Below are 24,258 nucleotides of genomic sequence, written 5' to 3'. Positions count from 1 at the left end.
AACACGCTCGACCAGCGGAGACAGCAGTCTCGACCAGCGGGGAAAGGGTTTACTCCAGTTCGGCCAGGACCGTCTCAGGAATGTCCTCGTTGCTGTAGACCGTTTGCACGTCGTCGACGTCCTCGATCGCGTCGAGCAGCTTGAACAGCTTCTCGGCAGCGTCCTTGGCGTCGATCGCCTGGGTGTACTGGGGCACGAACTGCACCTCGGCCGACTCATAGTCGTAGCCGGCGGCCTGGACGGCCTTGCGCACGTCGACCACGGCGCTCGGGTCGGAGACCACCTTGAAGGTCTCGCCCTCGTCAGAGACGTCCTCGGGGTCGGCGTCCAGGGTGGCCTCGAGCAGGTCGTCCTCGTCGAGTTGCTTGCCGCCCTGGGCCTTGGCCACCTCGACGATGCCCTTGCGATCGAAGATCCGCGACACCGAACCCACGTCGGCCATGGTTCCGCCGTTGCGGGTGACCGCAACCTTGACGTCGGAGGCCGACCGGTTGCGGTTGTCGGTCAGGCATTCGATCAGGATCGCCACGCCGGCCGGCCCGTACGCCTCGTACATGATCTCGGTGTAGTCGACGGTCTCGCCGCCGATGCCGGAGCCGCGCTTCACCGCGCGGTCGATGTTGTCGTTGGGGACCGAGTTCTTCTTCGCCTTCTGAATGGCGTCGTACAAGGTCGGGTTTCCGCCGGGGTCACCACCGCCGACGCGTGCCGCCACCTCGATCTTCTTGATCAGGTTGGCGAACAACTTGCCGCGCTTGGCGTCGATCGCCGCCTTCTTGTGCTTGGTGGTGGCCCACTTGGAGTGCCCGCTCATCTACGTCCCATCTGCGTCGTCGGATTGCGCGGCCCCGATTGTATCGAGGCTGCGCCGGTGCACGTACCAGACCATCGTGTCGACGCTCTGGTACCCGAGTTCGAGGTAGGGCCGTGCCCCCTGGTCGGAGTCGGCCTCGACGCCGATGCCGGCCAGTTCGAACCCGTGCGCCCGAAACGCGTCGTGGCTGCGGCCCAGCAGCGCGGGGTAGAGCCCACGGTTGCGCCATTGCGGGGTGGCGCCGAGGTATTCGGTCCAGCCCACCCGCGCGCCGGCCAGGTCCATCACACCGTTGAGCGCCCAGCCAACCGGCCGCCCGCCCTGGAGCGCCACCCACGACAGATCGTCGCGAATGCCGGACGCCTCCAGCCCCCATTCCCACCCCGTCCGGTCGAGGCTGTCGGAGGCTCGACTGAGGGTCTGGTTGTACAACTGCCGAACGGGCTCGCTCCAAGAGGCATCGAAGGGCGTGAACCCGACGCCGGGCAGGTCACACCGCAGCCCCTCGGTGAGCGGACAGCGCAACGCGTGGTACCAGCGTTGAGGCAGGAAGCCCCGGGCGGGCAACAGCTCGGCCAGAATGTGATTCGCCGCCGAAGTGACCATGACCAACTCAAGCGCGTCCAGTTGACCGGGCCGCTCGAGGTGCCATTCGGTAGCGCGTTCGACCTGCCAGTCCACGAGGGTGGGTTGCACGCCCTCGTGCCGCCAGGCCGGGTGGCAGCCGCCGTGCAGGTAAAGCCGCGCGTCGGTGGACTTTCGGGCCGGCACCTGCACCCAGCCGTAGGCGATCAGCGTGCCACTGGGCTTGCGGAGCACCACGCCGTTGTTGCCGACCAGATCAGGGGTTTCGATCAGCGCGACGCTGAGCGCACGAAGGTCGTGATGATGGGTCGCATCGCCCAGGTACTCCTCAGCCTCGATCAAGCTCTCGATCTCGGGCAGGTCATCGGTGGTCAGCCGATTCCACAGACACCCGTGGGTCTTGGCCGGTGTGGGCATCATTGCCTCCTGCCACCAGAGTAGTGCCCCGGGGAAGCGTTGATCAACGCAACTCTCGCTGGTTAAGCGTGTCGAAACCCCTAGCGAGAGCACTCTATGCCAGGTCTCGACACGCTCGACCAACGAAAAATCAGCACGTCCCTCGGGAAGCCCCGATCAAAGCAACCCTCGCTGGTTGAGTGTGTCGAAACCCCTTGCCCGAGCCGGATATCCGCAGTCTCGACAAGCCCGACCAACGAAAATGAGTGCTTCCCTAGCCCGGTTGGCCGCAGGCCACGGCGAGAGCGTCGGGCAGGGTGAAATTGCCCACGTACAGCGCGGTGCCGATAATCGCGCCAGTGACGCCGAGCGGCACCAGCTCACGCAGGGCCCGTAGGTCGTCGAGGCGCGCAATGCCGCCCGACGCGATCACCTGCGCGTCGGTTCGGGTGGCAACCTGGCGCAGCAGATCGAGGTTCGGCCCGGACAGCATGCCGTCGGACTTCACGTCGGTGACCACGAACGTGGCGCAGCCGGCCGCCGACAACCGATCAATCGCCTCGGCCCAATCCCCGCCCTCACGCACCCAGCCGCGAGCTGCGAGCCGCGAGCCCTTGACGTCGATGGCGATGCCGATGCGGTCACCGTGCTCGACGATGGCACGCTCGCACCACTCGGGGTTCTCCAGAGCGGCCGTGCCGATGTTCACCCGTCGGCACCCGGTGGCCAGAGCGCGCTGCAGCGCGGCGTCGTCGCGAAGCCCGCCGGAGAGTTCGACCTTCAGGCTCAGTCGTTCGATGATGGCCGCGATCAACTCGGCATTCGAGCCACGTCCGAAGGCGGCGTCCAGGTCGACCAGGTGCAGCCACTCCGCGCCGGCGTCCTGCCAGCGCAGCGCTGCCGTCAGCGGGTCGCCGAACACCTTTTCGGAGCCGGCCAAGCCCTGGGTGAGCTGGACGGCCTGGCCGTTTTGGATGTCGACGGCGGGGAACAGGGTCAATGCGGTCACGATCCTCGACCCTAGCGGTGGCCACGGCGTCACGGCGTGGCCACCGTCGTTGTGGACTTCCCCCACCCCCGGCGACCGAACGAACGGATCCGTCCGTCTCTGGTTCAAATGCCACACCCCAACTGGACGGTTCCGCTCGGTTCAGGGGACGGTTCCGCGAACCAAAGAGAACCGTCCCCTGAACCGTCGAGAACCGTCCCCTGAACCAAAGAGAACCGTCCCCAGCAGATCGGCGAACGCCGTCCGGAACGCCCGCACGCTGTCTTCGGCGTTGCGTTCCCCGGCAGTGACCGTGCCCCGGTTGGACAGCGGGGCCGTGATCGTCCTGGGTATCGCCGCACCGACGCTCGACGGTGTCTGCGTGTCGCCGGAACCGTCGAAGTAGGCGATGCCCGAGGCCAGGGGACGGAGAACCAGCACGCAGCGCTGCGACATCGAGAAACACCTGGCTCCTGTTCGAACAGACCGAATTCAGCAGGCTCGCCACCATCAACGTCGCCGGTGCTCCGCCCATCCATTGTCGGCGACGATCAGCTTGTCGAGACCCCGGATAGGTGCCGCGGCAAGGGGTTTCGACAGGCTCAACCAGCGGTGGGTGCGTCGATCGGCGCTGGGCCACTCGACGGGTCGACGACCTCGGGGTTTTCGACGTACAGCTCAACCAGCGTGGTCGCTCGGCTCAGCTCGCCTCACCGAGCAGTTCGCGCCGCCGGTCTCTGCGCCGAGCCTGTTCCCGCGGGTCGGGTACCGGCACGGCCGCGATCAGTCGCTGGGTGTAGGGATCTTGCGGTGAGGTCAGCACCTGAGCGGTCGTGCTCGTCTCGACCAGCTTGCCGTGGCGCAGCACCGCGATGCTGTCGGCCACGTGCTCGACCACGGCCAAGTCGTGCGTGATGAACAGGCAGGCGAAGCCCAGCTCTTCCTGCAGTTCGGCGAACAGTGCCAGCACCTTCTCTTGCACCGAGACGTCCAGTGCCGAGGTCGGCTCGTCCACAATCAGCAGGCTGGGCTCCAACGCCAGGGCGCGGGCGATGCCCACCCGCTGCCGCTGACCGCCCGAGAGCTGGTGCGGGAAGCGGTTGCGCAGGCTGCGGGAGAGTTCGACCCGGTCGAGCAGGTCAGACACCCGGGCGTCGCGGGCGGCAACGTCCAGATCGGTGTGCAGCAGAAGGGGCTCGGCGATCGCTTGACCGATCGGCCAGCGTGGGTTCACCGAGGCGCCGGCGTCCTGAAAGACCATCGCCACCCGGCGGCGGGCGTCCCGCAACTGCGCGGCGCTGGCGGTGGTCAGGTCGATACCGTCGATCCGCATATTTCCGCCGGCCAGCGGCAGCAGTCCGACGGCTGCCCGCCCGATAGTCGACTTGCCCGAGCCGGACTCGCCGACCAGGCCCATCACCTGCCCGGCGCCGAGCTGCAGCGTGACGTCGTCGATGGCCCGGAAGGGCTTGCGGCCCCGGCCTGCGGGGTACTCGATGACACCATGATCGAGGTCGAAGACCGGTGTCTGCTCCGGTTCCGAAACGGGCACCTCGGCGACCGCCGGCTCGAGGCTGAGCGAGAGCACCGCCTTCAGCAGCCGCTGGGTGTACGGCTGCTGCGGATCATAGAAGATCTGTTCGGAGTCGCCCTGCTCGACGATCGCGCCGTCCTTCAGCACCACGATGCGGTCGGCCAGGTCGGCGACCACGCCCATGTCGTGGGTGATCAGCATGACGGACGCGTCGATCCGGCCCCTCAGGTCGTGCAGCAGTTCCAGGATCTCACCCTGCACGGTGACGTCGAGGGCCGTGGTGGGCTCGTCGGCGATCAGCACCTTCGGGTCGAGCGCCAGCGCCTGGGCGATCATCGCTCGCTGCCGTTGCCCGCCGGAGAGTTGGTGCGGGTAGGAGTCCACTCGGCGTTCGGGTTCGGGTATGTCGACCAAGCTGAGCAACTCGATGGCCCGCTCCCGCGCCTGCTCTTTGGTGAGCTCGCGGTGAGCCTGCAGCATCTCGCGAATCTGCCAGCCGATCGTGTAGACCGGGTTGAGCGCCCGCATCGGCTCCTGGAAGATCACCGCCACCTGCTGGCCACGAATCTTGCGCAGCGTGCCCGCCGAGGCGCCGATCAGTTCCTGGCCGTTCAGCTGGATGCTGCCAAAGTTGCGTCCGTTGCTCGGCAGCAGACCCGGCACCGACATGGCGATGGTGGACTTGCCCGAACCGGACTCGCCGACCAGGGCGAGCACCTCGCCGCGGGCAAGATCGAGAGACACCCCGTGGACGACCTCACGCCAGTCCTTCTTCTGCCGGAACTCCACCCGCAGATCGCGAATCTGAAGGATGGGAGAGGCGGATTCGTTCATGGTCAGCTCCGATCGGGGTCGAGTGCATCACGCAGCGCGTCGCCCATCAGCATGAACGCCATCACGGTCAACGACAGGAACAGCGCCGGGAAGAACACCAGATAGGGCGCTGACGAAAACCGGGACTGGCCGACGTTGATCTGCAAGCCCCAGGAGATCTCCGGCGCCTGCAGGCCGATGCCGAGAAAGGTCAGGGTGGCCTCCGAGGCGATGAAGCCGCCCATCGCGATGGTCATGAACGACACCACCGGTGAGATCGCGTTCGGCATGATGTGCCGGGTCAGGATCTGTTGGGTGGTGGCGGCCAACGCCTGGGCGGCGGCCACGAAGTCGGCGCTCTTCACCGTGATCACACTGGAGCGAACCAGCCGCATCGCGGTCATCCAGCCGAAGATCGACAGCGCCAGCGCGACGGTGAACACCGAACGCTCCTCAGTGACGGTGAGCAGAATCATGGCTCCCAGCAGCAGCGGAACACCGTAGAAAATGTCGGTGAAGCGAGACAGCAGCGAATCGGTGAGGCCCCCGAAATAGCCGGCCAAGGTACCCAGGATGACTGCCAGCACCATGGTTCCCAGCACCGACAACAGGCCGATCGACAGCGAAATCCGGGCGCCGTGTATCACGTTGGCGTAATAGTCGCAGCCCTGCAGGTCGGTGCCGAACCAGTGGGCGGCGCTGGGCCACTGCCGAGCGTCGGTGAGGTCGCAGTCGCGCGGGTCGACGCCACCGGCGAACAGGCCCGGAAAGAAGGCGATCAAGGTCATCAACACCGCGATCACGCCGCCGGTGAGGAATATCGGGTTCTGGCGGAGCGTCTTCCAGGCCTCGCCCCACAGGGTGGCCTGCTCAATGTTCTCCTCCGCGAGATCGAGCAATTCGTGCTCGGTACCCGAATCGGGCCCTCCCGGACGCACTCCGGTAGCGGTGGGCAGTTCGTCACTCATAGCGAATCCTTGGATCCAGGACGCCGTACAAGACATCGACGACGAGATTGAAGAAGACGAAGAAGAAGACCATCATCGTGACGATTCCGACCACGACCGGCCCCTCTTGGTTACGGACGGCGTCGAACACCGCCCGTCCGATGCCGGGAATGTTGAAGACGCTCTCGGTGACGATCGCGCCGCCCATCATGGCGCCCAGATCGGCGCCGATGAAGGTGACCACCGGGATCAACGCGTTGCGCAGCCCGTGCCGGGTGACCACCCGCAACTCGGTGATGCCCTTCGACCGCGCCGTGCGGACGTGGTCAGCGCCCAGCGTTTCGACCATCGAGGTGCGGGTCAGCCGGGCCACGTAGGCCATCGACAAGGCGGCCAGCACCATGCCGGGCAGGATCAGCGAGAACCAACCGTTCGCAATGCCGGCCACCGGGAACCAGCCGAGCTGGAAGCCGAACAGCCACTGAGCCAGGAACGCCAGCACGAAGACCGGAACCGAGACCACCATGGTGGTGCTGACCAGCACCAGGTTGTCGAACCATGAACTCTTGTACAGCGCGCACAACACACCGGCGGTGATGCCGATGACGATCTCGAAGATGATCGCCACGATCGCCAGCCGCGCAGTGATCGGTAGCCGCAAGCCGATCGTTTCGGCGACCGGGTTGCCGGCGAAATCGGTGCCGAGATTGCCCTGCAGCAACTGCCCCAGATACTTCACGTACTGCACCAGGAACGGGTCGTCCAGGTTGTGCTCGGCCCGCAACTGGGCGACCACCTCGGGCGGCAAGGGCTGGTCGCCGGCCAGCGCCCGAATCGGGTCGCCGGGCAGTGCGTACACCATGGCGTAGATCAGCAGCGAAGTGCCGAGCAGCACCGGCAGTGCCATCAGCAGCCGGCGACCGATGTAGCGGATCATCACTCCTCCAGCAATTCGACGTTGACGTAGTCGATGCCACCGAACGGGGTGATGCGCACCCCGCCCACCCGCGTGGTGTGCACCGCCTGAGTGACGCCGATGAAGATCGGCGCTTGCGGCAGATCCGCGATCAGCAAGTCCTCGGCGGCCTGATAGCCGAGGTTGGCCGCCTCGATCGACTCGGCCCCATCTGCCTTGACCACCGCGTCATCGAACGCGTCGCTGGCGTAGAAGGAGGAGTTTGACCCGTTGGGCGGCTGGGCCGCGGCGGCGAACCGGGGCGCCAGGTAGTACTGAATGGACGGATACACCATCGACCAGGCGGTCCGGAACGGGCCGGTCATTCCCTTCTCGTCCTGTAGTGGCAGGAACTGGGCGAACTGCAGGTGACCCCGCAGCCGGAAGTCGACGCCCAGGTTGCGGCGCAGCATGTTGCCGACCGCCAGCATCCACTGGTCATGACCCGAACCCGCGTTGAACCACAGGTCGATGGGCTGGGACCGGTCGAACCCGGCCTCGTCGAGCAGCGCGTTGGCAGCAACCGGATCGAAGCTGCACGACTTGCCGCACGGGTCTTCCCGGAAGCCGTCCACCACGGGGGTGGCGAAGCCGTGGGCCGGGGTGACCGAGCCGTCGAAGATGATGTCGGCCAGCAGGTCACGGTTGATCGCCATCGAGATCGCCCGCCGGACCCGAACGTCGGCGTACCGCTTGTCATAGAGCGGGAACGCCAGTGACGTCAAAGATGAGGACGGGCGGCTCAGGTAGCGGTCGCCGAAGGTGGCGGGCGCCGACCCCCGGGCGTCTTCGGGCAGGCCGACCATGATGTCCAGCGATCCGGCCAGCACATCGGTGTACCCGGTGCTCTGCTCGGTGTAGACCCGGAACGCCATGCCCGGGGCCTTGGCCTTGCCGCCGGCGTAGGCGTCGAAGCGCGCCAGGGTCATGCCACGGCCTCGAACCCATTCGGAATCGGCCCGGAACGGTCCGTTGCCGATCGGCTTGCGACCGAACGCCACCGGATCGGCGTAGAACGACTCCGGCAGCGGGCTGAACGCCCGCGCCCCCAGAGTGAGCGGAAAGACCGCGAACGGGGCCGCCAAGGCGACAGTGAAGGTCTGGTCGTCGATCACCCGCAGGCCTGACATCGCGGTGGCGCGCGGACGTCCGTTCGTCAGTGTGTGCACATCGGCGTAGCCGGCGATGTTCGCGAAGAAGAACGAGTTCACATAGCCGTTGGTGGCCAGCGCGTTCCAGTTCCACGCCTTGACATACGACTCGGCGGTGACCGGAGTGCCGTCGTGGAACGTCCAACCGGGCTTCAGCTTCACCGTCCAGGTCACCCGGTCGCCGGACGTGACCGATGCCGCGACGCCGTCGTAGGTCGGTTCGAGAGTCTTGTCGTCGAACGTGACCAGCGGTGCGAACAGGGCATCGATGACGTTGCCGCCGTTGGTCTCGTTGGTGTTGCCGGGGATCAACGCGTTCTGCGGTTCACCGACATACACGGTGAATACCCCCGGCGTCGTCTGAGCCCAGGACCCCGAGCAACCCGAAGCCGCCAAAATACCGAGCACCAGCGCCGCAATGACCAGCCACCGTCGGAGCCTTTTCACGTCACACCCCACCACTTCTCGGAACGTAAGTGGATGTTAGCCGACCGGCTCATGTTCATAGTGACAGGTTGCGAATATTAATGGTGACGTTTTCATTACGACAGCGCCCTGGGCGGTAAATGTCCAAGGCCGCCAACCGAGTCCGGCCGTACCGAGGCCTCTCGACCCGCTGACCGAAAGGGTCGCGGGAGCGAAACCGCCCTTGCGACGGACCTACCTGATGGCCTGACCGCCACGGTGATGTCACCGTGTTTGCCGATGGCCCCGATAACTGCCTCGAAGATTCGCGGCCACCGCCCACCTGGCGGACCCGACGTAGCCCCGAATTGCCGAATCGACGACAGAAACTCTCGCCCGCCTTCGATTGAGCACCCGAGGCCCCGGCCCTGCCCCGAATCACCTACGACTACGCCCTGAATAAATGGGCGGATTGTGCACCGCGCGTGAACTGCGGGCAATAGTGTCCCTCATAAATGATGGTGCCCCAGCTCCGGCCATGATCGAAATAGGCCCCGCAGGCGTACGGGTGCATTCAACGTCGAGGCAACGCGAAGCCCGATGTTTGAACGCGCGAAGAGAATCGAAGTCAGAAGCCGACCGCTTCAGCGACCCGGTGGCCGTGTTGCGACCCATCGGCCGTGCTGCCCACGCCGCTGGTCGGGCAACGCGTGGCATGTGCCACCAGCCCCGCCGGGGCCTGATCGTGCCCGGCTCGGAACTCGGCCGGGCCAGAAAGCGTCAACCCTCAAGGGTGCGCTGATCAACCCAGCAGCCGCTGGTTGAGCGTGTCGAAACCCCTTGCCGCGGCGCCGGATCCGAGGTCTCGACACGCTGTCTCGGCCAACGAGCGTCAGCGCTTCCTCAGGCGTACGGCACGCCCTCGCGCCACAGCCGCAGGTGCCGCATCACCGGCCCGGCCTTGTCGGACTCGTTGGCCAGAACCGTCCAGGTGAGATCGAGGGCCGCTACGTGCTCGCTCATCATCTCGACCCCGGCGTCGGCACCCACCATCGCCCACACCCCGCCGGGCGTCGGCAGCCAGAGCCCGAGACCGTAGGGCCAACCCGGGTCGTGGGGCGTTGCGGGAGTGGTCATCTGCTCGACCAGTTCGGACGGCACGATCGCCCCCGCGGCGAGCGCAAGCCAGAACCGCCGGATGTCGCCGACGGTGGTGTAGGCCCCGCCGTCCGCGCTGCCCTCGATCGGCAGGTGAAAGATGTTGCTGCGCTGGCTGTCGGGGTACAGGTAACCGAGGGCAGCCGACCCGGGCAGTTCGTCGCTGCGCAGAAAGTCGGTGTGCGCCAGGGCCGCCGGGCCGAACACCCGCTGGCGCACCAGGTCTTGGTACCTCGTGCCCGCGGCCCGCTGGGCGACCAGACCGAGCAGCACGAAACCACCGTTGCTGTACTCGAAACGGCTGCCGGGCGCGGCCAGCATGGGCACGTCCAGCAAAGCGATGAAGTCCTCCGGGGAGGTGTAGCTGTGCATGCTGCCGGGCATCAGGTATGCGTCGGCGTCCGCGTCGTCATTGAGGTACTCCCCCACCCCAGCGGTGTGCCCGAGCAGGTGCCGGAGCGTGACCGCGTCGTCGACCTGTGGCACGTCCTCCCGCAGCCACCGGCGCACCGGGTCGTCAAGGGCCAGCACGCCCTCGGCAACCAGCGACAACACAGCCAGTGCGGTGAAGGTCTTCGACCCGCTCGCCATGGCGAACCGGGTCTGCGTGGTATTCGGTATGCCGTGCGCCCGGACGGCCAGGCCGAACGCGTCATCGAACAGGCGGCGATCGCCGACCTGCACCCGGATCGCCCCGGTGAAACCGTTCTCGGTCGCGACGCCAGCCAGTGCCTCAGAGTCGAAGTCCATGACACATTGTGCCGCTGCCCGAGCGGGGCGCTCCACGTCACCGAAGACAGGTGCGGTCGCCGTTGAGCCGCCCGGGCCAGTCCGCGGCGACACCCGTTGCGACGCCCCGCCGCGCGACCAACGCCAGCAGCGCCTCCGTCGGCCATAACCGATCAGCCCAGAGTGGCGATCCAGTTACGCAGCAGCGCGGCCCCGGCCGAGCCCGATTTCTCGGGGTGGAACTGGGTGCTCGACAACGGTCCCCGCTCGACGGCCGCGATGAACCGGTCACCGCCGTGCTCGGTCCAGGTGACGAGCGCGTCGGGGGCCAGATCGGCGCTCGAACGGACGCCGTAGGAGTGCACGAAGTAGAACCGTTCGCCGCCCAGACCGGCGAACAACACTGAATTTGCCGGGGCTTCGACGGTGTTCCAACCCATGTGCGGCAGCCGGGCGCTGTGCAGCCGCTCGACCACTCCGGGCAGAACGCCTACTCCTGCGGCGTCCAGGTCGTGCTCGACGCCGTGGCCGAACAGCACCTGGTGACCCACGCAGATGCCCAGCACCGGACGATCCGCGGCGAGCCGCTGCGCAATGATCGCCGGCCCCCCCACCGCGTTCAGGCCGTCCATGCAGGCGGCGAAAGCACCCACACCCGGCACGACCAGGCCGTCGGCCGCCAAGGCTGCGTCGGCATCGGCGGTGAGCACGACCTCGGCGCCGGCGGCCCGCAGCGCGCGGGTCGCCGAGTGCAGGTTGCCCGAGCCGTAGTCGAAAACGACCACCCGGGGATCGGTCACAACGAGCCCTTGGTGGACGGGATGGCGTCGGCCACCCGCGGGTCGATCGCGACCGCGATCCGCAGCGCCCGGGCGACCGCCTTGAACTGGGCCTCGACGATGTGGTGCGGGTCACGTCCGGCCAGCAGCCGCAGGTGCAGACAGATGCCGGCGTTGATCGCGAACGACTCCATCAGGTGGTAGGTCATCGAACCCGCGTACGGGACGCCGGAGCCGCCGATCAGCGCGTAGATCTGGCCGTCCGGTTCCCCCGAGCAGACCGCATAGGGACGCCCGGCGACGTCCACCACCGCGTGCGCCAGCGCCTCGTCCAGCGGCACCGTGGCGTCGCCGAACCGGACGATGCCGCGCTTGTCGCCGAGCGCCTGCTTCACCGCCGCGCCGAGCGCGATGGCAGTGTCCTCGACGCTGTGGTGGCCGTCGATGTGCAGGTCACCGGTGGTGGCGACCTCAAGGTCGATCAGTGAGTGCTTGGACAGCGCGGTCAACATATGATCGTAGAACCCGACCCCGGTGCTGATCGTCGAGGCGCCGGTGCCGTCGAGGTTCACCGCCACCCGCACCGTCGATTCGCTGGTGCTGCGCTCCACCACCGCGGTGCGTGCCGTCATCGAATCTCCTCCAGTACCTCGGCCAGCGCCGTGTAGAACGCCTCGGTCTCGTCCGGCGTGCCTACCGAAACCCGTAGCCAGCCCTGCGGCCCGGTCTCTCTGATCAGCACGCCGCGATCGAGCAGGCGCTGCCACACATCATGCCGGTCGGCGAACGGACCGAACAAACAGAAGTTGGCGTCCGAATCGATCACGCCGACGCCGAGCTGCGGCAACCGGAGCAGCATCTTGTCGCGGGTGCGGCGCAGTTGGTCGACCTGGCCGAGCAGGAACTCCGCGTGGCTGAGTGCCACTTCGGCGACGATCTGGGTCTGGGCCGACAGGTGGTACGGCAGCCGGACGATGCGGCAGGCGTCCACGATCGCGGGGGCGGCGGCGAAGTAGCCCACCCGTCCGCCGGCCAGGGCGAATGCCTTGCTCATGGTGCGGCTGACGATCAGGTTGCCGAACCGTGGCAGCAGGGTGAGCGCGGTGGCCTCGGGGTGCCGGGAGAACTCCTGGTAGGCCTCGTCGACCACCACGATCGCGTCGGTGCCGGCCAGCACCCGCTCGATCACCTCCAGCGGGGTCGGGGTGCCGGTGGGGTTGTTCGGCGTGGTGATGATCACCACGTCGGCGGCGTGCTCGGCGATGGCTGCGAGCACCAGGTCGGCGTCGAGGGTGTAGTCGTCGTGCCGGGCTGCGGTGACGTAGGCGGTGTGGGTGTTGCGGGCGTACTCGGGGTACATCGAGTAGGTCGGAGTGAAGCTCAGCAGGGTGCGACCCGGCCCGCCGAAGGCCCCCAGCACATGGGTCATCACCTCGTTGGAGCCGTTCGCCGCCCAGATGTTCTCGATGGTCAGCCCGTGCCCGAGATACGCGGCCAGCGCGGTGCGCAGCCCGGTCGCCTCGCGGTCGGGGTAACGGTTCATCCCGGTCGCGCCGGCGGTGACCGCAGCGGCCATGTCGGCGGCGATCTCGGCACTGGGCGGGAACGGGTTCTCATTGACGTTCAAGCAGACCGGCACGTCGAGTTGCGGCGCACCGTAGGGCTGCTCGCCGACGAGCTCGGGACGCAGCGGCAGGTCGGCCAGCGTCGGATTGGGTTTCATCGCGACACCCCCGCCGGGCGTGCCGCTTCCGCCGCTGGAGCCTGCCGAGGCCCCTGGCCGCGCCGCACTGTGACGGCCGCACCGTGCGCCGGCAGGTTCTCGGCCGCGGCGAAGGTCTCGACGACGCTCGCCACCGCCAGCAGTGCCTCACGCGAGTAGTCGATGACGTGCACGAACTTCAGAAAGCTGTTCACGTTCAGCCCGGACGAGTGGCAGGCGCAGCCCGCTGTGGGCAGTACGTGGGTGCTTCCGGCGCTGTAGTCGCCGAGCGATACCGGCGACCAGGCGCCGACGAAGATCGCCCCGGCATTGCCGATCCGGTCGGCGACGGTTCGGGCGTTGCGGGTGTGGATCTCCAGGTGCTCGGCGGCGTAGGCGTTGACCACGGCCACACCCTGGTCGAGGTCGTCGACCAGCACGATCGCCGACTGCTCACCGGCCAGTGCGGTGCGGATCCGCGCGGCGTGCCGAGTGGCTTCGACCTGCGGTTCCAATTCGGCGCGAACAGCGTCCGCCAGGGTCTCCGAGTCGGTGACCAGGACGGCTCCGGCCAGCGGATCGTGCTCGGCCTGCGAAATCAGGTCGGCGGCCACGAAGCGCGGCTCGGCGCTGTCGTCGGCGAGGATGGCGATCTCGGTGGGGCCGGCTTCGGAGTCGATGCCGACCTTGCCGCGCAGCAGCCGCTTGGCTGCCACCACGTAGATGTTGCCGGGCCCGGTGACCAACTGGACCGGCTCGCACAGTCCGGCCACCCCGTGGGCGAACATGGCGATCGCCTGCGCGCCACCGACGGCATAGACCTCGTCGACGCCGAGCAGTGCGCACACCGCCAAGATGGTCGGGTGCGGCAGGCCGCCGAATTCGGCCTGCGGCGGGGACGCCACCGCGATCGAGGGCACCCCGGCCACCTGCGCCGGGATCACGTTCATCAGCACCGAGGACGCCAGCGGCGCCAGCCCGCCCGGGACGTACAGCCCGACCCGCTCGACCGGGATCGCCCGGGACTCCACGACCGCACCGGGAGCCGGCTCGGCGCGCAGCGTGGCGGCGCGGGCCTCGACCTCGGCGACGGCGCGCCTGCGCCGGATCGACTCGATCAGCGCCGAACGCAGTTCGTCGCCGAGCCCGGCCTCGGCGTCCGCGATCGCCTGGGTCGGCACCCGCAGGTGGGCCGGCTCACAGCCGTCGAAGCGCGCCGAGAACTCGCGCAGGGCGTCCGCCCCACGCTGCGCCACCGCGTCGCAGATCGGCCGCACCAGCTCGACCGCATGCTCGACGTCCATCGGGGCCCGAGGAACGACGGTGCGGTAGTCGACGACCTGCCCACGCAGGTCAAGGGTGCGGATCACGGCTGTGATTCTACTGGCTGGACCGCCGGCGCTGCTGCCGGCTGCGGCGTCCGGACGGCTCGCGAGATTACGTCCGATCGGAGCCTCTGCCACGCGCAATCAGGCGGGCGACTGGTCAGATCGGACGTAATCTCGCGAGCGTGAGCGATGGCGGGGAACCGTCGATCTTGTCGAGACCTCGGACATCCCACTTGGGCAAAAGGTTTCGACGTAGCTCAACCAGCCGGGGGGCGCGCTGATCAGCGCTTCCTCAGCGACCTTCCGGCGGACGGGCGCCGTGAACCGATGAGTGGTCTGTGCGATGGTGGTGACATGACCTACGAGAAGCCCGAAGTCGATTTTCCCGGCGAAGCCCCCGCCGATCTGACCATCACCGACATCACCGTGGGTGACGGCGCCGAGGCAGCCGCCGGCAACACCGTGGTGGTGCACTACGTCGGGGTCGCCCACTCCAGCGGCGAGGAGTTCGACGCCTCCTACAACCGCCGCGAACCGCTCAGCTTCCGCCTCGGCATCGGCCAGGTCATCGCCGGCTGGGACCGTGGCGTGCAGGGCATGAAGGTCAGCAGGCCGCCGCCAACTGGTCATCCCGCCCCACCTGGGCTACGGCGACCGAGGCGCCGGCGGTGTCATCGCCCCGGGCGAGACCCTGATCTTCGTGGTGGACCTGCTCGCCGTCCGCTGAACCTCGAACTTTCTCAGACGCGCTGATTCTCGTTGGTCGAGCTTGTCGAGATCTTGGACGACCCGGCGTCGGCAAGGGGTTTCGACAAGCTCAACCAGCGTGCTCAGCACTTCTTGTTCGGCCCTGGAGCAGACGCCAGGCCGCGCGGACGTCGTCCAGGGTGGTGCTGCGGGCACCGATCGAGAAGCGGAGCGCAACCCGGTCGCCGAGCACGGTGCGGGTGAACAGCGCTCGACCGGTGGCGTTGACCCGCTCGATCAGGTCGGTGGTCGCCTCGTCACCGGCCCGCAGTGCCAGGCACAGGAGATTCAGTGGGTGCGGGGCGAGGATCTCGAAGCGATCGTCGGCCGCCACCCATTCCGCCAGTTCGGACGTCCACGCGAGCTGGTCGCGGATCATCCGCTGAGCCGGGGCAACGCCGTCGGTGCGCAGGGTGAACCACAGCTTGAGCGCGCGGAACCGGCGGCCCAGCGGCACTTGCCAGTCGCGGTAGTCGATGACCGCGCCGGACTCGGCAGCGGCGGTGCGCAGGTATTCGGGCAGGATGCTCAACGCGCCCAGCAGGCTGGCCCGGTCGGCGGTGTAGAACAGGTTGCAGTCGAAGGTGACGCCCATCCACTTGTGTGGATTCGTGCCGTAGCTGTCGGCCAGTTCGAGGCCGTCGTTGAGCCAGCGTAGTTCGGGGCACAGGGTGGCGATGCCGGCCATCGCCGCGTCCACGTGCAGCCAGAGTCCCTCCGCCCGGGCAACCTCGCCGACCGAGCGCACTGGGTCGATCGCGAGCGAGTTCGTGGTGCCGATGGTGGCGCAAACCCAGAACGGCACCAAGCCGGCGGCGCGGTCGGCGGCGATCGCTTCGGCGAGGAAGTCCGGACGCATCGCGAAGTTCTCGTCGTGCGCCACCACGCGCAGGTTGTCGGTGCCGATGCCTGCAATCCGCAGCCCCTTCTCGATGGATGAATGGGCTTGTGAGGTGGTGTAGGCGACGAGCTTGGTGGTGTCCGAATCGTGGTTGACAGCACCCTTAGTGGCCCGGTGCCGCGCCGCCAGGATCGACGTCAGGGTGGCCTCGCTGGCCGATCCCTGAATGACGCCGCCGCCGTTCGCACTGGTGCTGCGGAAGGCGTCCGGCAGGCCGAGCAGGTCGATCATCCAGTCCATCATCCGGGTCTCTACCTCGGTGACCGCGGGGCTGCTGGCCCAGCTCATGCCCTGCACACCCAGCCCGGCGGAGACCAGCTCGGCCAGAATCGCCGGGTACTCGCTGTTGGCCGGGAACCACGCGAAGAAACTCGGATGCTGCCAGTTGGTCAGGCCGGGCAGCACCACGTCGTCGAGGTCGGCCAGCAGGGCCTCGAAGCCGTCCGGTTCGCCCGGGTGCTCGGGCAGCTTGGCAGCCGTCTCGCCGGGCTCGACCTGCGCCTGCACCGGCAGCGTGCAGACACGCTGACGGTAGTCGATGATCCAGTCGATCAGCCGGTGGCCATGTGCCCGGAATTCCTCTGCTTCCACAGCCACCAAACTAGTAGTGTGTCGTGTCTAAATATTTGGGTATAGGTGTCGGAGTTTGATGCGGGCGTCGTTTGTCGTGAACTGCCAGTCGACTTGCCGTTGGTCGTCGTTGGTCGCTTTCTGCCAGGCGGCGAGTTCGGCGTTGAGGACGTCGAGGTCGTCGATGCGGCGGGTGAGGCATTGCCGGCTGAGGGCGGACAGCTCGATCTCGGCGATGTTGAGCCAGGAGCCGTGCTTGGGTGTGTAGTGGATCTCGAGCCGTTCGGCGAGAGCGCGGGCCTTCGCGGGCTCGAACGCCTCGTAGAGCGAGCCGAGGGTATGGGTGTTGAGGTTGTCCATGACGAGGACGACGCGTTTGGCGTCGGGGTAGTCCATGGTCAGTAGCCGGTCCACGCCCGCGGCCCAGTCGATCCGGGTCCGCCGCGGCTTCGCGTCGACGTGGCGGTGTCCGGCGAGCGGCTCGACCCAGACGAAGATCGAGCAGGTGCCGTGACGGACGTACTCCGAGTCCTCTTTGAGATCGTGGCCGGGGCGCGCCGGGATCGGGTCACGAGCGTGGCCGAGCAGCTGGTACGGCTTCTCGTCCATGCACACCACCGGCACTGCCGGGTCGAAGGGCCGGTGGTAGACCTCCAGAACATCCTCCATCCGCGCCACGAACTCGGCGTTGGCTTTCGGCGGGATCGTCCAGCACTTCTTTAAGTGAGGACGAAGCCCCCCTTTTTCAGGGCCCGCCCAATCGTGGAGTGATCCAGAGGCGGCAGCCCGTCGGTAAGGGCCACGTGTTTCTCCAGCAGCCGCAACGACCACCGGTCGAACCCCTCCGGCGGTCTCGTGCACGCCAGCGCGATCACCCGCGCCTCGACATCCCCGGTCACCTTCGGTGGCACCGGCGGCGTGACCCGTTTGCGACGGCGAATCACCTCATCGGCATCCCCACCGGACTCGACGAACCGCTTCGCGATCAAATACACCGTCTGCTCGGACACCCCGACACGCTCCGCGACAACCCGCCGACCCGGCACGACCCTCGCGTTCTCATCCAGCTCAAGCAGAACCCTCGCCCGCGCAATCATCCGCGCCGGATGCGTCCCCCGCGACACGACCCTCGTCAACTTCACACGATCCTCAGCCGTCAACGCGACGACATGATCCTTCAGCCTGGGCACGATACGACTCCTCCCGATCAAGCATCAATCAGGACAAGCCAATCCCACCCATTACCAAACTATTAGGAGCGACACTCCACTAGCTACTTCAACGTGAAGAGCGATGCTGGTTTTCGTCGGTCTACGTCGAGACCTCGGATGTGCCGTTGCGGAAGGAACTTCGACAGGCTCAACCGGCGGTGGTTGCGCCGGCCGGCGTTTCCCTGTCGGCCACTACGGTGGTCTCGTGGCTGGCAAACCTGCGGGCGGGACACCCGCGACCGAGGCGCTCAGCGCGGCAGGTATCGCCTTCACGCTGCGCCCATACACCCACCACGACGACAGCCGGGACTTCGGCGCCGAGGCGGCGCGCGAGCTGGGCGTTGACGAACTGCGGATCTTCAAGACGCTGGTCGTCGACGTCGGCCTCGGACGCCCGCCGCTGGCGGTCGGCGTCGTGCCGGTGGCCGGTCAGCTCGATCTGAAGGCGTTCGCCGCGTCGGTGGGCGCGAAGAGGGCGACGATGGCGAAGCCGGCCGAGGCGTCCCGCAGTTCGGGGTACGTGGTCGGCGGCATCTCGCCGATTGCCCACCGGACGCCGCTGCGCACCGTTGTGGACGAGACCGCACAACTGTTCGACACCATCTACGTGTCGGCAGGCAAACGCGGCCTGCAGGTCGAGTTGGCGCCCGACGACCTGCTCGCGATCACCGGAGCAACCTGGGGCGACATCGCCCGCTGACTTTGGCTGGTCACGCTCGTCGAGGCGGTTTCGGGAGCAGACGGGGCGTTGCAGGCACGACTTCGCGCCGAGGCTGAACAGCAGGGCACGTGGGGAATCGTGCCCCCCCACACACACAAACAGCTCCTTCGCCTTCGATCGTTCTGGCGCTCAGTCGCCGACGACTACCTCACTCATCCCAAACCATCGATCGCCGATATCTACCTCCCCTTGGACGCCACCCGGCGCGAGGCATCTGCGCTACTGACTCTCGACCAACGACTTGCCCGCCAGGTTGAGGGAACCGGACTCGCTGAACCCAGCGAATCGACGACACCGCGGGGGCCGCCGGTTTGGGCTGCCGACAAGGTCTCGCCGGGCTCAGCCAGGAACGCCGATGCTCAGCGATCCAGGTAGCGGACCAGCCGGTCGATCCCCTCGGTGATCTCGTCGGACATCCCGCAGAACGACAGTCGCATGAACCGGTGCCCGCCCACCGGGTCGAAGTCGATCCCGGGCGCCAGCGCCACCCCCGTGGCGGCCAACACCTCGGCACACCAGCGCTGCGAGTCATCGGTGAGATGCCCGATGTCGCACCAGGCGTAGAAGGCGCCGTCGGGTGGCGCAAAGCTGGTGATGCCCAGTTCGGGCAGCCTCGCCAGCAGGATGTCCCGATTGGCCGCATAACGGTCAACGTGGGCGTCCAACTCGGCGCGGGCGTCCGGCCCGAAGGCGACGCAACCGGCGGCCTGCGAGAGTGCCGGAGCACAGATGGCGAGGTTGCCCTGCAACAGCTCGACCGGACGCCGCAAAGCGTCCGGCAACAGCAGCCAGCCCACGCGCCAGCCGGTCATCGACTGGTATTTGCTGAGCGATCCGACGACCACGCAGTCGCGGCTGAATTGCCAGGCGCTGTCGTTGGAGCGACCGAAGCTGATGCCGTGGTAGATCTCGTCGCTGATCAACAGCACGTCGTTGGCAGCGCACCAGCGGCTGATGGCGGCCAGTTCGGCAGGCTCGATGATGGTGCCGGTGGGGTTGGCGGGGCTGGCGATCACCAGCCCGGCGGGCTTCTCGGGCAACGCCTCAAGCATCGCGACGCTGGGTTGATACCGTGTGCGGGGCCCGCATTCGAGCTCGATCAGCCGGCAGCCGACGGCCACGATGTCGTTACGGTAGGCCGGGTAGCCGGGGCGGGCCATCGCCACTAGGTCGCCGGGGTCGAAGGCGGCCAGCAGGGTGAGCAGAAACCCACCTGAGGAGCCCGTGGTGACCAGCACCGCGTCGGGGTCGACGCTCAGCTCGTACTGGTCGCGATAGTGGCCGGCGATCGCCGAGCGAAAGGCCAGCGTGCCCACCGCTTCGGTGTAGCCCAGCACATCACTGCCTAACGCCCGCGCGGCCTCGGCCAGCACCGCCGCCGGGGCGGGGGTCGACGGCTGCCCGACGCACAGCGCGATCACGTCGTCATGGGTGCGCCGACGCTCGGCGACGGCCTTGAGCACCTCCATGACGTGAAAGGGCTCGACTCCGCCGCGCACCGACGGTGGCCGTGGAGTCACTTCTTGCCCACGGCGCGCGAAAGCCAGCCGGTGACGACCGCGACGATCGCCCCGACGCCTACACCGGTGGCAGCACCAACCAGGTAGCCGGTACCCATTCCCACCTTCACGGCCCGCTGCGCGATGGCCTCACGCACCATCGGCACGGGCGGTTCGGCAAAATCGGCCGGAGGATCGCCGACGTCCTGGGCCAGCGGTGAACGGACGACCGGCTCGGTCTGCGCCGTGGCCATCCAGGCCGCGATCATCAGAATCAGCGTGGCGAAGATGTTGAAGAACAGCATCATGATGATGATCGGCCCGAAGATCGAGGCTGCTGCGTTACCCGAGAACATGCCCCAGATCAGGGTGGCCGAATACTGCAGCACGGTCAGCGCGATCGACCCCATCAGCGCTCCACCCAGCCAGATTCGCCGCGCGATGTGCTGTTGGTACGACACGTGGTAGATCAGAGCGAACAGCGCGAAGCCGACGGCGATCGAGACCGGAATCGGGGCGGCGTACACCACGAATGTGGCGAAGGGTCTGCCGTCGAGGTCCAGCCAGGCCAAAATCAGCTCCGAAAAGGTCGTGGCCGCGGCGGCCAGAGTAAACATGATCAGCACGGTGAGCAGCACCACCAGCAGCGTGCCCAGGTTGGCCAGGGTCTCGACGACGATGTTGCCCTTCTTCTCGGGCTCGGAGAAGTCGGTGCGCATCTGGGCCCGGATCGCGCTCTTCAAGTTGGCCATCCACGAGGCGCCCGACCACGCGAAGATGCCGACGGCAACCAGTGTGGTGGTGGCCCAACTACTGAAGGCCCGTTCCATCACGGCGATCACCTGATCGCCGAGCGGATTGTTGTCGAACTCGTGCTTGATCAGCGCGCTCACCCAGTCGAGCAGGTCGGGACGGAACACCGTCAGCACCATGCCGAGCATCGAGAACGCCAGCAGCAGCACGGGCACGATCGAGAGCACCGAGAAGTACGTGACGGCGGCCGCGAACTGGTTGCCCAAACGCTGCGTGAAGCGCTCCTGCATGCGCAGCAGATGAGCGATCCACGGCTTGGCCTTCAGCTTCTCCAGCCATTGCGGCATCGATCGTCCCTTCGTCGAACGGGCGCGTTCAGCCTAGCCGCGGGGACTCATCGCGAGATGCACCGAGACGGGTGCGTCCAGCACCGCAGCCGTGCCTGAGGAAAGCGCCCATCATTTCGTCGGTCGAGCTTGTCGAGACCACAGTCAGCTTCTCGAGACCACAGTGACAGTGGGTTTCGACGCTCGAACCAGCCGAAGCCGCGATGACAGACTCCCCATGACGATCAGGCAGCGTGAGCGCTGCCCCGCCCCGTGTGCTACTACTCGGCAAAGCTGTCGAGCGGCGGGCACGAGCAGACCAGATTGCGGTCGCCGTAGGCGCCGTCGATGCGGGCGCTGGCCGGCCAGTACTTGTCAGAGGAACCCGTGCCGATGCTGCCCAGCACAAGCCCACCCGGGTAGGCCGCCAGCCGACGCGAGTACGGGTACGTCCAGTCGTCTGCCACCACCCGATGCTGGGTGTGCGGCGCGTTGCGCAACGGGTTGTCGTCGGCGGGCCACTGCCCCGCCCCAACAGCGTCGGCCTCGGCCCGAATCGCGATCATGGCGTCGCAGAACCGGTCGAGCTCGGCCTTCGATTCGGACTCGGTGGGCTCGATCATCAGCGTGCCAGACACCGGAAAGCTCATCGTCGGCGCATGAAACCCGTAGTCGATCAACCGTTTGGCAACGTCGTCGACGGTCACCCCGGTGGCCTTGGTGAGCGGACGCAGGTCGGCGATGCACTCGTGGGCCACCAAACCGTGGGCGCCGGTGTACAGAATCGGGTAGTGCTCGCCGATCCGTTTGGCGACGTAGTTCGCGGCCAGCACCGCCGACTGGCCGGACTGCTTCAAGCCGTCCGCGCCGAGCATGGTGATGAACGCGTAGCTGATCGGCAGCACGCCGGCCGAACCGAACGGTGCCGCGCTGACCGGGCCGTAGGACGTCACCGGGCCGGCCTCGGCCAGCAGCGGATGGTTGGGCAGGTAGGGCGCCAAGTGGGCGCGCACGGCCACCGGCCCCACTCCGGGGCCACCGCCGCCATGCGGAATCGCGAAAGTCTTGTGCAGGTTGAGATGGCTGACGTCGGCCCCGAAGCTGCCCGGCTGGGCCAACCCGAGCAGCGCGTTGAGGTTGGCCCCGTCGACGTACACCTGGCCACCCGTCTCGTGCACCAGAGCACACAACTCGGTGATCGTGTCTTCGTAGACGCCGTGGGTGGACGGATAGGTCACCATGATCGCGGCCAGAGTGTCGGCGTTCGCCTCGATCTTGGCCCGCAGGTCGGCCAGGTCGATCGACCCGTCGTCGGCGGTCTTCACCACCACGACCTTCATACCGGCCATCACCGCGGACGCCGCGTTGGTGCCGTGCGCGGACGCCGGGATCAGGCACACGGTGCGCTGATCGTCGCCGTTGGCAAGGTGATAGGAACGAATTGCCATCAGCCCGGCGAACTCGCCCTGGCTACCGGCATTGGGCTGAACCGAGACCCGGTCGTAGCCGGTGATCTCGGCCAGCGCAGCACACAGCAGATCGATCAGCCGCAGGTAGCCCTGGGCGTCGGCGGCCGGGGCGAACGGGTGCAGGTCGGCGAAGCCGGGCAGGCCGATTGCCTCCATCGAGGTGGTCGGGTTCAGCTTCATGGTGCACGAGCCGAGCGGGATCATGCCGCGGTCGAGGGCGAAGTCACGATCGGACAGCGCACGCAGGTAGCGCAGCATCTCGGTCTCGCTGTGCCGGGTGTTGAACACCGGGTGGCTCAGGTAGTCGATCGCGCGGTCGTGCCCGGCCAGGTCGCCCAGCGTGGCCTCCCCCGGGGCTCCCACCGCAAAGGCGGCGGCGACCGCGGCCAGATCGGCCTCGGTGGTGTCTTCGCCGACGCTGACGCCCACGTGGTCGGCGTCCACCAACCGCAGGTGCACGCCGCCCTGGGCCGCGGTCTCGACGATGCCGGCGGCCCGTCCGGGAACCGAAAGCGTGAGGGTGTCGAAGAATGATTCGTGTGCCAACGGGGCCACCGACGCCAGCGCGGCTGCCAGGCGTCGTGCCTTGTGGTGGATGCCCGCGGCGATCGCCCGCAGGCCGTGCGGGCCGTGGTAAACGGCGTACAGCGATGCGGTGACGGCCAGTAGTACCTGGGCGGTGCAGATGTTGGACGTGGCCCGGTCGCGCCTGATGTGCTGCTCGCGGGTCTGCAAGGCCAGACGGAGCGCCGGGGTGCCGTCGGCGTCGACCGAGAGGCCGACCAGGCGTCCGGGGAGTTGCCGCTCCAGGCCGTGGCGCACGGCGATGTAGGCCGCGTGCGGCCCGCCGTAGAACAGCGGCACACCGAAGCGCTGGCTGCTGCCCACCGCGATGTCGGCCCCCCACTGGCCGGGAGCGGTCACCATGGTGAGGGCGAGCAGGTCGGCCGCGGCGATCACGGTCGCGTTGTTGTCGTGCGCGGTGGCTGCGATCGCTCGCAACTCCTCGGCGCTCCGCACCCCACCGTCTGCGCCCGGCACCTGCACCACGACCGCGAATGCCTCGTGGTTCTGCAGCGCCTCGACCAGATCGCCCTCGACCACCACCACGTCGATGCCGGTGGCCAGGGCCCGGGTGCGCACCACGGCGAGCGTCTGCGGCAGCACCTGGGCGTCGACCAGGAACACCGCGCCCTTGCGGGTGACCCGCCGGGCGATCGCCATGGCCTCGGCCACCGCGGTGCCCTCGTCGAGCAGGCTGGCCCCGGCGGTCGGCAGGCCGGTGAGGTCGCCGATCATGGTCTGGAAGTTAAGCAGCGCCTCGAGCCGGCCCTGGCTGATCTCGGGCTGGTACGGGGTGTAGGCGGTGTACCAGGCGGGGCTCTCAAGCACGTTGCGGCGAATCACCGGCGGGGTGATGGTGCCGTGGTAGCCCAGGCCGATCATCGCCCGCCGCGGACGGTTCAGGGCCGCCAGGCCGGCGAGTTCGGCCGCGGTGGCGGCCTCGTCGAGCGCCGGAGGCAGGTTCAGCGGGGCATGGAGCACGATGGCGCCCGGCACGGCAGCCTCGGCGAGCGCGTCCAATGAGTCGAACCCAACCGTTTCGAGCAATGCGGCCCGATCGTTGCCCACGGCGCCGATATGACGGTTGGTGAAGGCAGCCATTCGCTCTCCTGTGGTTGTGTTTCGCGCGCCTCGTGAGCGCACCCTCAACCTATCCCGCCCCCAATCGAGGACGACAGCAGTGACCAGGCGTCCGAGCCCGTGAGATTACGTC

Annotated in this window: 20 protein-coding genes and 1 pseudogene; 2 read left to right on the top strand and 19 right to left on the bottom strand. The window is 67.6% G+C overall.

The window, feature by feature from the left end:
* Positions 1-49: 49 nt before the first annotated feature.
* The 13 genes from QM721_RS12735 to hisD form a co-directional block, all read right to left on the bottom strand.
* Positions 50-814, bottom strand: a complete 765-nt coding sequence (locus tag QM721_RS12735) for a YebC/PmpR family DNA-binding transcriptional regulator (protein ID WP_415122565.1) — start codon at positions 812-814, stop codon at positions 50-52.
* Positions 815-1,816 carry a GNAT family N-acetyltransferase gene (locus QM721_RS12730; protein WP_415122563.1) on the bottom strand — a complete coding sequence of 334 codons (1,002 nt, stop codon included), beginning with the start codon at positions 1,814-1,816 and terminating at the stop codon, positions 815-817.
* Between the two features lie 253 nt (positions 1,817-2,069).
* On the bottom strand, positions 2,070-2,804 hold the full coding sequence (gene priA / locus QM721_RS12725) for a bifunctional 1-(5-phosphoribosyl)-5-((5-phosphoribosylamino)methylideneamino)imidazole-4-carboxamide isomerase/phosphoribosylanthranilate isomerase PriA (RefSeq protein ID WP_415122561.1): 735 nt from the start codon (positions 2,802-2,804) through the stop codon (positions 2,070-2,072).
* A 141-nt stretch (positions 2,805-2,945) separates the two neighbouring features.
* Positions 2,946-3,239 carry a hypothetical protein gene (locus tag QM721_RS12720; protein WP_415122559.1) on the bottom strand — a complete coding sequence of 98 codons (294 nt, stop codon included), beginning with the start codon at positions 3,237-3,239 and terminating at the stop codon, positions 2,946-2,948.
* 244 nt (positions 3,240-3,483) lie between these two features.
* Entirely contained in the window at positions 3,484-5,151 is a 1,668-nt protein-coding gene (locus tag QM721_RS12715) for an ABC transporter ATP-binding protein (RefSeq protein WP_415122557.1), read from the bottom strand.
* A gap of 2 nt (positions 5,152-5,153) precedes the next feature.
* Positions 5,154-6,098, bottom strand: a complete 945-nt coding sequence (locus QM721_RS12710) for an ABC transporter permease (protein WP_415122555.1) — start codon at positions 6,096-6,098, stop codon at positions 5,154-5,156.
* On the bottom strand, positions 6,091-7,014 hold the full coding sequence (locus QM721_RS12705; protein ID WP_415122553.1) for an ABC transporter permease: 924 nt from the start codon (positions 7,012-7,014) through the stop codon (positions 6,091-6,093). The genes QM721_RS12710 and QM721_RS12705 overlap by 8 nt, the downstream gene beginning before the upstream one ends.
* Complete coding sequence (locus QM721_RS12700) at positions 7,014-8,522, bottom strand: peptide ABC transporter substrate-binding protein (RefSeq protein ID WP_415122551.1); 1,509 nt, start codon at positions 8,520-8,522, stop codon at positions 7,014-7,016. The genes QM721_RS12705 and QM721_RS12700 overlap by 1 nt, the downstream gene beginning before the upstream one ends.
* A gap of 969 nt (positions 8,523-9,491) precedes the next feature.
* Entirely contained in the window at positions 9,492-10,496 is a 1,005-nt protein-coding gene (locus tag QM721_RS12695; RefSeq protein WP_415122549.1) for a serine hydrolase domain-containing protein, read from the bottom strand.
* 152 nt (positions 10,497-10,648) lie between these two features.
* Positions 10,649-11,275: an imidazole glycerol phosphate synthase subunit HisH gene (hisH, locus tag QM721_RS12690; RefSeq protein ID WP_415122547.1), complete on the bottom strand. Its 627-nt coding sequence runs from the start codon at positions 11,273-11,275 to the stop codon at positions 10,649-10,651.
* Positions 11,272-11,886, bottom strand: coding sequence for an imidazoleglycerol-phosphate dehydratase HisB (gene hisB / locus QM721_RS12685; RefSeq protein WP_415122545.1), 615 nt, complete (start codon positions 11,884-11,886; stop codon positions 11,272-11,274). Before hisB ends, hisH begins: the two co-directional genes overlap by 4 nt.
* Positions 11,883-12,977 (bottom strand): histidinol-phosphate transaminase, encoded by a 1,095-nt coding sequence (locus tag QM721_RS12680; RefSeq protein ID WP_415122543.1) that lies wholly within the window; start codon positions 12,975-12,977, stop codon positions 11,883-11,885. Before QM721_RS12680 ends, hisB begins: the two co-directional genes overlap by 4 nt.
* Positions 12,974-14,326, bottom strand: coding sequence for a histidinol dehydrogenase (hisD, locus tag QM721_RS12675; protein WP_415122541.1), 1,353 nt, complete (start codon positions 14,324-14,326; stop codon positions 12,974-12,976). The genes QM721_RS12680 and hisD overlap by 4 nt, the downstream gene beginning before the upstream one ends.
* Positions 14,327-14,638: 312 nt before the next feature.
* Here hisD and QM721_RS12670 point away from each other — a divergent pair.
* Positions 14,639-15,011, top strand: a pseudogene (locus QM721_RS12670) (FKBP-type peptidyl-prolyl cis-trans isomerase).
* Positions 15,012-15,101: 90 nt separating this feature from the next.
* Here QM721_RS12670 and QM721_RS12665 read toward each other — a convergent pair.
* Genes QM721_RS12665 through QM721_RS12655 form a run of 3 tightly spaced genes read right to left on the bottom strand, consistent with a single transcriptional unit; the run spans position 15,102 to position 17,512 of the window.
* The gene (locus QM721_RS12665; RefSeq protein ID WP_415122539.1) at positions 15,102-16,523 is read right to left on the bottom strand and encodes a pyridoxal-dependent decarboxylase; all 1,422 of its coding nucleotides are present in this window, start codon (positions 16,521-16,523) and stop codon (positions 15,102-15,104) included.
* 27 nt (positions 16,524-16,550) lie between these two features.
* The gene (locus tag QM721_RS12660; protein ID WP_415117916.1) at positions 16,551-17,180 is read right to left on the bottom strand and encodes an IS630 family transposase; all 630 of its coding nucleotides are present in this window, start codon (positions 17,178-17,180) and stop codon (positions 16,551-16,553) included.
* A gap of 41 nt (positions 17,181-17,221) precedes the next feature.
* The gene (locus QM721_RS12655) at positions 17,222-17,512 is read right to left on the bottom strand and encodes a helix-turn-helix domain-containing protein (RefSeq protein ID WP_415117914.1); all 291 of its coding nucleotides are present in this window, start codon (positions 17,510-17,512) and stop codon (positions 17,222-17,224) included.
* 406 nt (positions 17,513-17,918) lie between these two features.
* Here QM721_RS12655 and ybaK point away from each other — a divergent pair, with 406 nt between their 5' ends.
* Positions 17,919-18,413 (top strand): Cys-tRNA(Pro) deacylase, encoded by a 495-nt coding sequence (ybaK, locus tag QM721_RS12650; RefSeq protein WP_415122537.1) that lies wholly within the window; start codon positions 17,919-17,921, stop codon positions 18,411-18,413.
* Between the two features lie 380 nt (positions 18,414-18,793).
* Here ybaK and QM721_RS12645 read toward each other — a convergent pair whose 3' ends face one another.
* The 3 genes from QM721_RS12645 to gcvP form a co-directional block, all read right to left on the bottom strand.
* Positions 18,794-19,954 carry a pyridoxal phosphate-dependent aminotransferase gene (locus QM721_RS12645; RefSeq protein ID WP_415122535.1) on the bottom strand — a complete coding sequence of 387 codons (1,161 nt, stop codon included), beginning with the start codon at positions 19,952-19,954 and terminating at the stop codon, positions 18,794-18,796.
* Positions 19,951-21,033, bottom strand: a complete 1,083-nt coding sequence (locus QM721_RS12640) for a YhjD/YihY/BrkB family envelope integrity protein (RefSeq protein ID WP_415122533.1) — start codon at positions 21,031-21,033, stop codon at positions 19,951-19,953. The genes QM721_RS12645 and QM721_RS12640 overlap by 4 nt, the downstream gene beginning before the upstream one ends.
* A 260-nt stretch (positions 21,034-21,293) precedes the next feature.
* Positions 21,294-24,146: an aminomethyl-transferring glycine dehydrogenase gene (gene gcvP / locus QM721_RS12635; protein ID WP_415122531.1), complete on the bottom strand. Its 2,853-nt coding sequence runs from the start codon at positions 24,144-24,146 to the stop codon at positions 21,294-21,296.
* Between the last annotated feature and the right edge of the window lie 112 nt (positions 24,147-24,258).

The organism is Micropruina sp. (assembly GCF_047602085.1).
Classification (GTDB): Bacteria; Actinomycetota; Actinomycetes; order Propionibacteriales; family Propionibacteriaceae; genus Micropruina.
Note: the sequence above shows the minus strand (reverse complement) of the source record. Positions and strands in the feature narration are given on the sequence as shown.

Bases quoted from the DNA above. Each gene is read 5' to 3' on its own strand.
- QM721_RS12735 (WP_415122565.1), bottom strand. From the start codon at position 814: ATGAGCGGGCACTCCAAGTGGGCCACCACCAAGCACAAGAAGGCGGCG.
- QM721_RS12730 (WP_415122563.1), bottom strand. From the start codon at position 1,816: ATGCCCACACCGGCCAAGACCCACGGGTGTCTGTGGAATCGGCTGACC.
- QM721_RS12720 (WP_415122559.1), bottom strand. From the start codon at position 3,239: ATGTCGCAGCGCTGCGTGCTGGTTCTCCGTCCCCTGGCCTCGGGCATC.
- QM721_RS12715 (WP_415122557.1), bottom strand. From the start codon at position 5,151: ATGAACGAATCCGCCTCTCCCATCCTTCAGATTCGCGATCTGCGGGTG.
- QM721_RS12710 (WP_415122555.1), bottom strand. From the start codon at position 6,098: ATGAGTGACGAACTGCCCACCGCTACCGGAGTGCGTCCGGGAGGGCCC.
- QM721_RS12705 (WP_415122553.1), bottom strand. From the start codon at position 7,014: ATGATCCGCTACATCGGTCGCCGGCTGCTGATGGCACTGCCGGTGCTG.
- QM721_RS12695 (WP_415122549.1), bottom strand. From the start codon at position 10,496: ATGGACTTCGACTCTGAGGCACTGGCTGGCGTCGCGACCGAGAACGGT.
- hisB (WP_415122545.1), bottom strand. From the start codon at position 11,886: ATGACGGCACGCACCGCGGTGGTGGAGCGCAGCACCAGCGAATCGACG.
- QM721_RS12680 (WP_415122543.1), bottom strand. From the start codon at position 12,977: ATGAAACCCAATCCGACGCTGGCCGACCTGCCGCTGCGTCCCGAGCTC.
- QM721_RS12640 (WP_415122533.1), bottom strand. From the start codon at position 21,033: ATGCCGCAATGGCTGGAGAAGCTGAAGGCCAAGCCGTGGATCGCTCAT.
- gcvP (WP_415122531.1), bottom strand. From the start codon at position 24,146: ATGGCTGCCTTCACCAACCGTCATATCGGCGCCGTGGGCAACGATCGG.